Below are 12,029 nucleotides of genomic sequence, written 5' to 3' on the forward strand. Positions count from 1 at the left end.
TATGTGAAATTATACATACGAAGCGTATATCAAATTTTCGCGCTCCGGTCAGCCCGCAACGGGCGGCCGGCACACCAGCAACAAAGGCTGCCATCATGACTACCCCTGCCCCCGTCTTTCCCGCAAACCGCCATGCGCTTTACGAAGAGCACAGCTATTCCGCCGCCATCCGCTCCGGCGACCTGCTCTTCGTTTCCGGACAGGTGGGCAGCCGCGAGGACGGCTCGCCCGAGCCCGACTTCGCCGTGCAGGTGCGCCGCGCCTTCGCCAATCTGGAGGCGACGCTTGCCGCCGCCGGCTGCAGCTTCGCCGATCTGGTGGACGTGACCACGTTCCACACGGACCCGGAGGCCCAGTTCGCGACGATCATGGAGGTGAAGAACGAGATCTTCCCGAAGGCGCCCTATCCGAACTGGACGGCGGTCGGCGTCACCTGGCTCGCCGGCTTCGACTTCGAGATCAAGGTGATTGCCCGCATTCCCGAAAAGGCCTGAGGCGGGACGCGCGAAGAGCGGCAGGATCAGCCGGCGGTCAGCGTGCGCATCACCATCAGCCCCGCGAGCAGGGCGAGGATCGACACAATGACCGAGACGGCGGCGTAGGCGAGCGCCGTCGTCGCCTCGCCGCGCTCCCACAAGGTGACCGCGTCGAGCGAGAAGGCGGAGAATGTCGTGAAGCCGCCGAGAAAGCCGGTCGCCAGGAACAGGCGCAGGCCGGAGCCCACCCCTTCCGGCCGGGAGGCAAGCCACCCCACCAGCAGCCCCATCGCCAGAGAGCCGAGCACGTTGACCGTCAGCGTGCCGGCGGGAAAGCCGGGGCCGAAGGTCCTGAGCGCAGCGAGATTGACGAGATGGCGGCCGGCTGCTCCCAGCCCGCCGCCCAGTGCCACCAGAAAGAGGTGATTCATTCTAGAGCCCTTTCGACCAATTCGCAGTCAATTCTGCTTCTCGATTGGGGCGGCGATCCGGCGTCGAAACGATCGCCGCACGGTGCCGTAGCATCGGCCAAACGGGCTCTACCCCATGAAATTCGCCCAGAGCGGCGGGGCCGCGAACTCCACCACGTTGCCGTCCGGATCGTCGACATAAAGGCTGGTGCCGCCCGCCGGCCAGACCACCTCGCTGCGAAGGGTCACGCCGCTTGCGACAAGATGCTCACGCCACGGATCCAGCTGGTCGGCTGCGATGCGGAAGGCGAAATGGGCCGGCCCGTCGCTGTGATGGCCGGGAATGACGCCGCCGTCGGTCTCGACATCCTCGATGGTCTGCCCGCGCGCGAAGACCAGCAGCGTCTCGCCGGGGCCCGCGTCGTAGGCACAAAGGCGATCGCCTCCCACCATGCGCTTCAGCCCGATGACGCCCGCGTAGAAGGCGTGCGCCTTTTCGAGGTCATCGACATAGACGGCGGTTTCCAGGATGCCCTGAAGCGGCGGCGGTGTCGGCATGACGAATCCTTTCAGTCCTATGCCGCCGCACATTGCCTCAAAGCGGCAGACCGAACCAGAGCGCCGCGATGCCGAGGAAGGCGAAGAAGCCGATGACGTCGGTGACCGTGGTGACGAAGACGCTGGAGGCAATGGCCGGGTCGACGCCCGCTTTTTCCAGCGCCACCGGGATCAGCAGTCCCGCAACGCCGGCGAAGAACAGGTTGATGATGATGGCCATGGCGATGACCATGCCGAGGCCCGGCAGGCCGGACCACAAGGTGGCGCCGGTGCCCAGCAGGACGGCAAGCGTCATGCCGTTGAGGAACGCCACCAGCACCTCGCGTCGCAGGACGCGCAGCATGTTGCGCGCCGTCAGCTCGCGGGTCGCCAGCGCGCGCACGGCCACCGTCATGGTCTGGGTCGCCGCGTTGCCGCCCATCGAGGCGACGATCGGCATCAGCACCGCCAACGCCACCATCGCGGCAATCGGCGCCTCGAACAGGGAAATGACGGTCGCCGCAAGGCCGGCGGTGCACAGGTTGACCAGCAGCCAGGTCAGGCGCGAGCGCGCCGTCACCAGCACGGTGTCGGAGATCTCCTCGTCGCCGAGGCCCGCAAGACCGCGAAGGTCCTCCTCCGCCTCTTCCTGGATGACGTCGACGATGTCGTCGATCATCAGCATGCCGACCAGCCGGCCGGCATCGTCGACGGCGGCGGCGGAAACCAGGTTGTAGCGCTCGAAGGCGCGGGCCACGTCCTCCCGGTCGTCGGTCGCCTTGAAGGTCTGCGGGTCCTCCGTCATGATTTCGGAGATCTTGGTGGTCCGCTTGGTGCGCAGGATCTTGTCCAGCGGCACCGAACCGATCAGCCGGAAGCCGGGATCGACCACGAAGATCTCGTGGAACGTGTCCGGCAGGTCCTCCGTCTCGCGCATGTGGTCGATGGTCTGGCCGACGCTCCAGAACGGCGGAACGGCAATGAAGTCCGTCTGCATCAGACGGCCGGCCGAATCCTCCGGATAGTCGAGGGAGCGCTGCAGCTGGATGCGGTCGGAATAGGGAAGCTGGTCGAGAATCGCCGCCTGGTCGGCCGCGTCCAGGTCTTCCAGAATGTAGACCGCATCGTCCGAGTCGAGCTCGCCGATGCCCTCGGCCAGCGTGTCGGAGGGCAGGTTCTCGAGAATGGAGAGCCGGACCGCCTCGTCCAGCTCGGTCAAGGTGGCGTAGTCGAACTCGTCGCCCAGCAGCCGCACCAGCGGCACCCGCTCGTCCTCGGGCAGCGCCTCGATGAGATCGGCGACGTCCGCCTCGTGCAGATCGCCGGCAAGACCGATCAGGGCAGGCGCATCTTCCGCGGCGATTCCCGCCTCGATGAGCGCAAGAAAGTCGGCGCTGATGCGTCCGTCTTCATCGCGCACGGCCGGAATTTCGACGATCTCGGGAATTTCGTTGTGGTCGGCCTCGGTCACGCACGTGCCCCCCTCTCGCCTGCCGCAAGGTTGCCCGCCCCGCGACACAATGAAACTCCTCGCCTTCCCTGCGGGAAAACGTCGAAAACCAGTCCTAACATGGGAAACGCGACAATGCCGTGCCGCGCCTGATGATTTCGCAGTTGCTCACGGCGAAAATCGGGCAGGATCCACGCTCTTCGGGATTTTTTGTCGACTTGCGCGAGGCACAAAAAAACCCGGCAAAACTGCCGGGTTCTTTTTTGGTGCGGTCGAGAAGACTCGAACTTCCACGGGTTTTACCCCACAGCGACCTCAACGCTGCGCGTCTACCAATTCCGCCACGACCGCTTGTCGTTTCCGCTGCGCGCCATCGGCTCAGCGGAGCCCTCGTCTAGCAAATAGGTTTTTCCCGCGCAAGCGCTTTGCGACAGGATATTCACAAGGGGAAAGATACTTTTAGCCGCGAGGGCGCAATCACAGCGCCCCGCTCATCCGCGCCGGGCGTGCCTCGGGCGGGCGCATCAGCACTTCGGTGACGGAAACGCCGACCCGTTCGCCCTGCAGCACGACCTGCCCGCGGGCGATGGGAATGTTGTTGGCGAGGATCTGGACGTCGTCCTCCTCGCGCGACATCAGCTCGATCACCGCGCCGCGGCCCATGCGCAGCAACTGGTGAATCGGCATTTCGGCCTTGCCGAGCACGACCGAGATCTCGATGGAAATATTATCGAAAGTACCCATATGACCACCGGACCGATGTCGCTTGGCAATGCCGTCGGCTTCATTCTATACGGGCCGGGCCGATGCCGCCCCGTCCGCCGACCTTGGCGGGCGTCTGGTTAACAAACTCCTAACGGACTTGCAAAATGACAGAGCGTGCGGAACTGGCCGGCTCCTTCTTCCCCAGCGCCGGCTCTCCCCCCGTGGAGTGGGCCGTCAGCGACGGGCCGGTTGCCTACGACGTCGCGCTGGAAGAGATGGAGCGGCGCGTCACCGGCATTGCCGAAGGCACCATGGCCGAGCGGGTCTGGCTGCTGGAGCACCCGGCGCTCTACACGGCCGGCACCAGCGCCAAGGACCAGGACCTGATCGCCCCCGACCGCTTCCCCGTGCACAAGACCGGGCGCGGCGGCCAGTTCACCTATCACGGCCCCGGACAACGGGTCGCCTATGTGATGCTCGACCTCAAGCGCCGCCGGCCCGACGTGCGCGCCTTCGTCGCCGCGATGGAGGACTGGGTGATCGGCACCTTGTGGGAGCACCATGTGCGCGGCGAGCGGCGCGAGGACCGCGTCGGCGTATGGGTGCGCCGCCCGGAAAAGGGCGCGACCCGGGAAGACAAGATCGCCGCCATCGGCATCCGCATGCGCAAGTGGGTGAGCTTTCACGGCCTGTCGCTGAACGTCGATCCGAATCTCGAGCACTTCTCCGGCATCGTGCCCTGCGGCGTGACCGAACACGGGGTGACCAGCCTCGTCGATCTCGGCCTGCCGGTGACACTGGAGGATGTCGACCTGGTGCTGAAGCGCTGTTTCGAGGAACGATTCGGGCCGACCGTCGCCGTTCCCGCACCCTGATCCGCGCGCGGGCGAACCGCCCTTGCTGCGAGGCACTCCGGAACAGCACCCCGGCCATGCCGGTTTGGACGATTGCGATTGCCGCCCGGCTGGCCTACCCATGGCGGCATCGAACTCCGGCGCGCCCGACGGGCCGCCAAAGACCAGCGAGCCCCTTCATGGACGCCATCCACCTGCAGGACCTTGCCTTCTACGCCTTTCACGGCCTGCACGATGAGGAGGCGCGGCTCGGCCAGCGTTTCATCGTCGACCTGACCTGCCGGCTCGACCTCACCGCCCCCTCGCGCAGCGACCGCTACGAGGAGACGGTGTGCTACGCGACGCTGACCAGAACCATCGAGAAGGTGGTGACCGGATCGCGGTTCAACCTGATCGAGCGGCTGGCCGGTGCCATTGCCGATGCGGTGCTGGAGGCCGAGGGGCGGATTCGCGAAGTCACCGTGCGCGTGCACAAGCCGGGCGCGCCGCTGCCCATCGCCGCCGGCCGGGTCAGCGTCGAGATCACGCGGACGCGGACAGCGAGCTGACCTCCTCCTTGCTCGCCGGCGCCGCCTCCCCCGCCCCGGCGGCGAGCATGCGCTCGACCTCGTCGAGCAGGTCCGGCACCAGCCGGCGGTCCGCGACCAGGCGGCCATCCTCCTCGCGCAGGATCGCCAGGAACACCTCGCGCCGGACCGCGGCCAGCGCCTGCGGATCGACGGCGACGATCGGCGCGGCGGCGCGGGTGGCCATCGTCATCAGCCGGTCGGCCGCAGACAGCCGCCCCCACAGATAGTCGTGCTCCCGCCAGCGGCGGTTGAAGAACGCGCCGAAGGCGTTGAGATTGTTGCCCTTCAGCTTGACGCCCTCGGGCCGCAGCGCATGCGGGTCGGACGGGCTGATGCGGTCGATCAGGATCTCGTTGTATTCAGAGCTCGCCAGCCGACGCAGCACCGGCAGTGTGACGAGATCGTAGAAGGCGAAGCCGATATAGGCGGCGACGAGCGGCAGGCGCAGCGGCTGCGGCAGGTAGCTGTAGGCCATCACCGAGAACGCGTCGTCGCACAGCTGGTCGAGATCGGCGAGGCCCATGCGGATGGCAAGCTGGTCCAGCACCTCGCCGATGGTGGCGACATCGTCCGGGGCGCAGACGGCAAGCCGTGCTGCCGCATCGGCCGTCTCCGCCCCGTAGAAGCTCACCGACCAGCGCTGGCCGAGATGATCGACCTGCTCGTAGAGCGTGCTCTTCAGCTCGTCCATTTCCGCCGGGCGCAGCTCCATCTCCGCGCCGGCTGCACGGTAGAGCCGGTTCAACCGGCGAATGACGAAGCGCAGCCGGCGGATGCGGTAGTCGACATCGAGCCCGCGCAGGAAACGGATGATCGGCTGCGGCGTCGGCCCCTCGACCCCGCCATGGCCGGAGGCGGCCTCGGCATGATGATGGGCAAGCCAGGTCTCGATCCGCACCTCGCAGTCGCGCGGGCTGGTCACCGTCCCGCCCACCGTGCCCGCCCTCGCCGTTGCGAGCTGCGCCAGAAGCTCCGACACCCGCGTCACCACGCCGGACAGCTTCAGCCGCTGGTAGCCGTGATAGGCATACCCCGCCGAGGCATGGGCGCGCTGGTTGGCCAGCATCCGGCAGCGGGTGAGCTCGGGAACCGTCATCGGCCGGTCGAGATCGGCGCGCAGGATCGACCCCACCTCCCTCTCCACGACCGGTTCGGCCGCGGCGATCACCTCCGCCACCTGCCGGACGTCGCGATTGTAGTCCTCCACCTGCTCCAGCGCGTCGCCGATGGGCTCGTTGCGCGGGATATGGGCGAGCGATGCGAGGATGACCCGGAAGAAGCCGGGCAGCGTGCCGTCGGGATGGACCAGATCCTCGGCCGCCGCCTGCCCGCTGTCGGGATCCGCCGCGAGTGCCTCGTTCTTGCGGCCGAGGACGTTGGCCATAGGGTCGACATAGACGATGCGCCGCACGACCTCGCGCGCCGCAGGGCGCCCGGCAATCGCCTCGATCACAGGCTGGAACGGCTTGTTCATGACGACGCTGCCGTCGACCAGGATGCGGCTCTCGGGCGGCGTCTCGCTGCGCCCAAAGGCGCGGTGCAGGAAGATGCCGCGCAGCGGCCAGGTCTCGCCGCGATCCTTCAGCACCCGGTCCATCTCGCCCACGGTCATCGGCGGAAAGGCACCGGGAAAGGCGGAGGTCGCGCGCGCCGAAAAGATCAGGTCGGGGATGCGGGCGTCGGTGAAATCGGAGACGATCTCGCCATTGCCCCGGCTGCTGGCGGAGTAGCGCAGGATCAGCCGGTGCTCGGTCTCCTCCACCTCCACCGGATCGTCGATGGCAAAGCGGCGCCTTGCGCCATGGAAGTCCGTCACCGTGACGAAGAGGTCCAGCGACTGTCCCTGCGGGATGAGCGAGGGCGTGGCGCTGTGCGAGGCGTCCGCGCGCATCCCCTTGGCCGCATCCAGCATCCAGCCGACATAGCGCTCACCCGAGAACGGCGGGGTGAACCACCGCGCCTGCATGAACTGGCGCAGCTTGGTCCGCGTCTCCGGATCGCCGAGCTCCGACTTGAGGGCGATGCCGACCAGCCGGTCGAGCACCGGGGCGATGGAGCCCTTGAGATAGCGGCTGAGGCCGACGGGCTCGTTGGAGAGCCGGGTGACGTCGGCATTTTCCAACCAGAGGTCGCGATGGCCGTCGAGTGAGAGATTGTGCGCCAGCGCCCGCGCCAGCATCACGCCGTTGACGCCGCCGGCGGAGGCGCCCGCGATCACGTCGACGACGACCCGCAGGTCCAGCGTCGGCGCGAACAGCGACAGGAACCGCTGGTAGACCTCGGTGCTGGTCTCGTCCCGCGCGGCTGCTCCGGCGCCGGCGCCATGCGCCTCAAGCCGCCGCGATGCCCGCACCAGGTTCAGGAATTCCCGCGTAATGCCGTGCATGTAGACGGCAAGGGAAACCCCTCCGTAGAGCACCAGCGCCAGACGCAACTCGATCTGTTTCATGGATCCTACCGGAACAGGACGCCGCTGCCATGGTCCGCCTGTTCGCGGCAAAGCGCAATGGGCAAGCTGTCAGGAGCGCCCGCCGCGCTCCCGCCGCAGCTTGTCCCAGTAGTCGAGGCGCTTGCGCAGCTCGCGCTCGAAGCCCCGCTCGGGCGGGTCGTAGAAGCGCTGGCGGCCCATCGCTTCGGGGAAATAGTCCTGCCCCGAGAAGGCGTCCGGCTGGTCGTGGTCGTAGGCATAGCCGTCGCCATAGCCTTCCGACTTCATCAGCTTGGTCGGGGCGTTGAGGATATGCTTGGGCGGGGCCAGCGAGCCGTGCTGCTTGGCCGCGCGCATCGCCGCCTTGTAGGCGACATAGGCGCCGTTCGACTTCGGCGCGGTCGCCAGATAGACCACCGACTGCGCCAGCGCCAGTTCGCCTTCCGGCGAGCCGAGCATCTGATAGGCATCGCGCGCCGCATTGGCCTGAACCAGCGCATTGGGATCGGCAAGGCCGATATCTTCGACCGCCATGCGGATCAGCCGCCGGGCGAGGAACAATGGATCCTCGCCGCCGTCCAGCATGCGGCAGAACCAGTAGAGCGCCGCATCCGGATCCGACCCGCGCACCGACTTGTGCAGCGCCGAGATGAGATTGTAGTGGCCGTCGCGCGACTTGTCGTAGACCGGGGCCCGGCGCTGCACCAGCTCCTGCAGCCGCTCCGCATCAAAGGTCTCCCCTCCGCGCGCGGCGCGCCAGACATCCTCTGCCAGCGTCAAGGCGGCACGCCCGTCGCCGTCGGCCATGCGCAGGAGCGCAGCGCGCGCGCCCTCGTCGAGCGGCAGAGGCTTTCCCTCCTCCGCCTCGGCACGGGCAAGCAGCCGCTCCAGCGCCTCGCTGTCGAGCGTGCGGAAGGTCAGCACATGCGCCCGCGACAGCAGCGCGGCGTTGAGCTCGAAACTCGGGTTCTCGGTGGTGGCGCCGACCAGCGTCACCGTGCCGTCCTCCATGACCGGCAAGAAGCTGTCCTGCTGGGCCCGATTGAAGCGGTGGATCTCGTCGACGAAAAGCAGCGTCGCCTTGCCGGTAAGGCGCGAGGCGCGCGCGGTCTCGAACACCTTCTTCAGCTCGGCAACGCCGCTGAAGATCGCCGAGATCTGTTCGAAGCGCAGGTCCGTCGCATCCGCCAGCAGCCGCGCCACCGTGGTCTTGCCGGTGCCGGGCGGTCCCCAGAACACCAGCGAGCCGAGCGAGCCGGTCTCCAGCATGCGGGTCAACACGCCGTCGGGGCCGAGCAGGTGATCCTGCCCGACCACGTCGGAGAGCTGCATCGGCCGCAGCCGGTCGGCAAGTGGCCGCCGGGTCTGCGCCCCGAGCCCTGCGGACTGGAAGAGATCGCTCATCGAAGTGCCCTGCCCTCGCCTTCCGCCTCAGCCCCGCAGCGCGATCCGCAGGACCCGGCCGCCGCGCCGGATCTCCAACCGCCAGACGCCGGGATCGCTGCCGGCGATTCGCTGCAGGGTGCGGCTGGAATCGACCTCGCGCCCGTTGATGGTCTGGATCACGTCGCCGACCTGCAGGCCGACGCGTGCCGCCGGCGAGCCAGGCTCGATCTTGGCGATGACGACGCCGGTATCGAAGCCGTCGAGCCGCAGCTCCTCGGCAACGGCCGGCGACAGGTTCATCACCGTCGTGCCGGCGAAGGGCGAATAGTCGGAAATCTCGCGCGCATCGCGCGGGGTCGTCTCGGGAGCCGCCTCCAGCGCCACCTCCAGCTTCACCTCGCCGCGCGGGCGCAGCACCGTCAACGTGGTGGTGGAGCCGACCGTGCGGGTGGCGAAGCGGTAGCCGAAGCTGTCCGGATCGGTGACTTCCGTATCGCCCACATGGGTGATCAGGTCGCCGACCTTCAGCCCGGCCCGGTCCGCCGGACTGCCGGCGCCGACCACGGTCACGAGAACGCCGCTCGGACGGTCGAGGCCGAGCGCCTCGGCGATCTCGGCGCTGACGGTCTGCAGGCTGGCACCGAGCCAGGGCCGGCGCACGCGGCCGTCATTCTCCGCCGCATCGACGACGAAATGCACCATGTTGGAGGGAATGGCGAAGCCGATGCCGTTCGACCCGCCGGAGCGGGAGAAGATCGCCGTGTTGATGCCGACCAGCCGGCCTTCCATGTCGACCAGCGCGCCGCCGGAATTGCCCGGATTGATCGCCGCATCCGTCTGGATGAAGAACTGGTAGTCGGAGACGCCGACCCGGGTGCGGGCCAGCGCCGAGATGATGCCCTGCGTCACCGTCTGGCCGACGCCGAAGGGATTGCCGATGGCCAGCACGATGTCGCCGACGGCGAGCGTGTCGGAATCGGCGAACTGGATATGCGGGAAGGTTTCCGACGCGCCCCGGACCCGCAGGATGGCCAGATCCGTGCGCTCGTCCTTCAGCACGATCTCGGCGTCGAACTCGCGCCGGTCGGCCAACGCCACCCGCACCGCGTCCGCCTCGGCGATCACGTGGTTGTTGGTGACGATGATGCCGTCGGCCGAGACGATGACGCCGGAGCCGAGCGAGGACTGCACGCGCTCGCGCGGGCGCCCCATGTCCTGCCCCGGCCCGCCGAAGAAGCGACGGAAGAACGGATCGTCGAAGAACGGCGAGACCGGACGGCTCTGCACCGTGCGGCTGGCATAGACGTTGACGACCGCGGGCGCGGCCTGCTGCACGACCGGCGCGAAGGACAGGCGCAGTTCGGCCGCATCGCGCGGCGCTGTCCGCTCCTGGGCGCCGGCGGTGGAAACGCCGGCGAGCGCGACGAAAAGGGCGGTGGCAAGCGCGAGCGAAGCGCGGCCTGCGAGGGTGTAGACGGACATCCCTGGAAACCTCACCGATTGGCGGCGCCGGGCATGGCCGGAACGACTCATGCCCCGCCTTTGGACAGTCGAGCCAAACCTAACAAAAAAGGCGACCCGAAGGCCGCCTTTCCGTGTGCGAATGCGAACGCGAGGTTCGCCCGCAAGATCAAGCCGCAGCTTCGGCGCCTTCGGCGGCCTCGTTGCGCGCCCGGTCGACCGCGCCCTTGGCGTCGACGTCGCGATCGACGAACTCGATCACGGCCATCGGGGCGTTGTCGCCGTAGCGGAACCCGGCCTTGAGGACGCGGGTGTAGCCGCCGTTGCGGCCCTTGTAGCGCTCGGCAAGCGTGTCGAACAGCTTGCGAACGAGGGCAACGTCGCGGATCTGCGCGATCGCCTGACGGCGGGCATGCAGGTCACCACGCTTGCCGAGGGTGACGAGCTTTTCCACGATCGGCCGCAGTTCCTTGGCCTTCGGGAGGGTCGTCACGATCTGCTCATGCTCAATCAGCGAAGCGGACATGTTGGCAAACATCGCCTTGCGATGGCTGGATGTCCGGTTGAGCTTGCGGCCGCGATTGCCGTGGCGCATGGCTCTCTCCTTTTTCTCTGGCGGTCACGTCTCTTGCGTGCCGCCGCCTGTCCCTTGGAAGACCGCGCTTTCGCGCGATCAGTACTGATGATCCTCGTAGCGCTTGGCGAGCTCGTCGATGTTCTCCGGCGGCCAGTTGGCCACTTCCATGCCGAGATGGAGACCCATCTGGGCGAGAACTTCCTTGATCTCGTTGAGCGACTTGCGGCCGAAGTTCGGGGTGCGCAGCATCTCCGCCTCGGTCTTCTGAATGAGATCGCCAATATACACGATATTGTCGTTCTTCAGACAGTTGGCCGAACGCACCGACAGCTCCAGCTCGTCGACCTTCTTAAGAAGCGCCGGGTTGAACGCGAGCTCGGGGACAGTGTCCTCCTTCACTTCGCGACGCGGCTCTTCGAAGTTGACGAAGATCGAAAGCTGGTCCTGCAGGATCCGCGCCGCGAAAGCGACGGAATCTTCCGGGGAAACCGAACCGTCGGTCTCCACGTTCAGGGTCAGCTTGTCGTAGTCGAGAACCTGGCCCTCACGGGTGTTCTCGACCTTGTAGGAGACCTTCTTGACCGGGGAGTAGAGGCTGTCGACCGGGATGAGCCCGATCGGAGCATCTTCCGGACGGTTGCGCTCCGCCGGCACGTAGCCCTTGCCGGTGTTGACCGTGAACTCCATGCGGATCTCCGCGCCCTCGTCGAGGGTGCAGAGAACGAGATCGGGGTTGAGAACCTCGATGTCGCCGACCGTCTGGATGTCGCCAGCCGTCACCACGCCCGGACCCTGCTTGCGCACGACCATGCGCTTGGGGCCCTCGCCCTGCATGCGCAGCGCGATTTCCTTGATGTTCAGGACGATGTCGGTGACATCTTCCCGCACGCCCGGAATGGACGAGAACTCGTGCAGAACGCCGTCGATCTGCACCGCCGTCACTGCCGCGCCCTGGAGCGAGGACAGAAGAACGCGGCGCAGGGCATTGCCCAGCGTCAGACCGAAGCCACGCTCAAGCGGCTCGGCGACGACCGTACCGACGACACGCGGGTCGTGGCCGGGCTTCACCTCGAGCTTGTTCGGCTTGATCAGTTCCTGCCAGTTTTTGTGAATGCTCAATTCTTATCCTCCGGCTGTCCCGCCGACCTCGAGGGCCGGCCATGCTGTGCCATGGGA

The 12,029-nt window shown here is 67.2% G+C and carries 12 protein-coding genes and 1 tRNA gene; 3 read left to right on the forward strand and 10 right to left on the reverse strand.

The window, feature by feature from the left end:
- The first annotated feature begins 95 nt into the window (after positions 1-95).
- Positions 96-494: a RidA family protein gene (locus BBX35_RS04375; protein WP_067216439.1), complete on the forward strand. Its 399-nt coding sequence runs from the start codon at positions 96-98 to the stop codon at positions 492-494.
- 26 nt (positions 495-520) lie between these two features.
- Here the strand turns inward: BBX35_RS04375 and crcB are convergent, their stop codons facing one another.
- The 5 genes from crcB to BBX35_RS04400 form a co-directional block, all read right to left on the reverse strand.
- Positions 521-907, reverse strand: coding sequence for a fluoride efflux transporter CrcB (gene crcB, locus BBX35_RS04380; protein WP_067216441.1), 387 nt, complete (start codon positions 905-907; stop codon positions 521-523).
- A 108-nt stretch (positions 908-1,015) separates the two neighbouring features.
- Positions 1,016-1,444 (reverse strand): VOC family protein, encoded by a 429-nt coding sequence (locus tag BBX35_RS04385; RefSeq protein ID WP_067216444.1) that lies wholly within the window; start codon positions 1,442-1,444, stop codon positions 1,016-1,018.
- Positions 1,445-1,481: 37 nt separating this feature from the next.
- Positions 1,482-2,894 carry a magnesium transporter gene (mgtE, locus tag BBX35_RS04390; protein WP_067216446.1) on the reverse strand — a complete coding sequence of 471 codons (1,413 nt, stop codon included), beginning with the start codon at positions 2,892-2,894 and terminating at the stop codon, positions 1,482-1,484.
- 243 nt (positions 2,895-3,137) lie between these two features.
- Positions 3,138-3,224 (reverse strand) — tRNA-Leu (locus tag BBX35_RS04395).
- Positions 3,225-3,350: 126 nt separating this feature from the next.
- Entirely contained in the window at positions 3,351-3,617 is a 267-nt protein-coding gene (locus tag BBX35_RS04400; RefSeq protein WP_067216448.1) for a FliM/FliN family flagellar motor switch protein, read from the reverse strand.
- A 125-nt stretch (positions 3,618-3,742) separates the two neighbouring features.
- Between BBX35_RS04400 and lipB the strand changes: the two genes are divergently transcribed.
- Both lipB and folB read left to right on the forward strand, forming a co-directional pair.
- The gene (lipB, locus tag BBX35_RS04405) at positions 3,743-4,453 is read left to right on the forward strand and encodes a lipoyl(octanoyl) transferase LipB (RefSeq protein WP_067216451.1); all 711 of its coding nucleotides are present in this window, start codon (positions 3,743-3,745) and stop codon (positions 4,451-4,453) included.
- Positions 4,454-4,611: 158 nt separating this feature from the next.
- Entirely contained in the window at positions 4,612-4,980 is a 369-nt protein-coding gene (gene folB / locus BBX35_RS04410) for a dihydroneopterin aldolase (RefSeq protein WP_067216453.1), read from the forward strand.
- Here folB and BBX35_RS04415 read toward each other — a convergent pair.
- The 5 genes from BBX35_RS04415 to BBX35_RS04435 all read right to left on the reverse strand — a co-directional run bounded on the left by BBX35_RS04415 (position 4,955) and on the right by BBX35_RS04435 (position 11,972).
- On the reverse strand, positions 4,955-7,450 hold the full coding sequence (locus BBX35_RS04415; protein ID WP_067216455.1) for a patatin-like protein: 2,496 nt from the start codon (positions 7,448-7,450) through the stop codon (positions 4,955-4,957). The genes folB and BBX35_RS04415 overlap by 26 nt on opposite strands.
- A 69-nt stretch (positions 7,451-7,519) precedes the next feature.
- On the reverse strand, positions 7,520-8,833 hold the full coding sequence (locus BBX35_RS04420) for a replication-associated recombination protein A (protein ID WP_067216458.1): 1,314 nt from the start codon (positions 8,831-8,833) through the stop codon (positions 7,520-7,522).
- Between the two features lie 27 nt (positions 8,834-8,860).
- Positions 8,861-10,297: a DegQ family serine endoprotease gene (locus tag BBX35_RS04425; RefSeq protein WP_067216459.1), complete on the reverse strand. Its 1,437-nt coding sequence runs from the start codon at positions 10,295-10,297 to the stop codon at positions 8,861-8,863.
- Between the two features lie 148 nt (positions 10,298-10,445).
- Positions 10,446-10,871 carry a 50S ribosomal protein L17 gene (rplQ, locus tag BBX35_RS04430; RefSeq protein ID WP_067216462.1) on the reverse strand — a complete coding sequence of 142 codons (426 nt, stop codon included), beginning with the start codon at positions 10,869-10,871 and terminating at the stop codon, positions 10,446-10,448.
- 78 nt (positions 10,872-10,949) lie between these two features.
- Positions 10,950-11,972, reverse strand: a complete 1,023-nt coding sequence (locus BBX35_RS04435) for a DNA-directed RNA polymerase subunit alpha (protein WP_067216465.1) — start codon at positions 11,970-11,972, stop codon at positions 10,950-10,952.
- Positions 11,973-12,029 lie beyond the last annotated feature (57 nt).

Source organism: Stappia indica (assembly GCF_001696535.1).
In the GTDB taxonomy this organism is placed as follows: Bacteria; Pseudomonadota; Alphaproteobacteria; order Rhizobiales; family Stappiaceae; genus Stappia; species Stappia indica.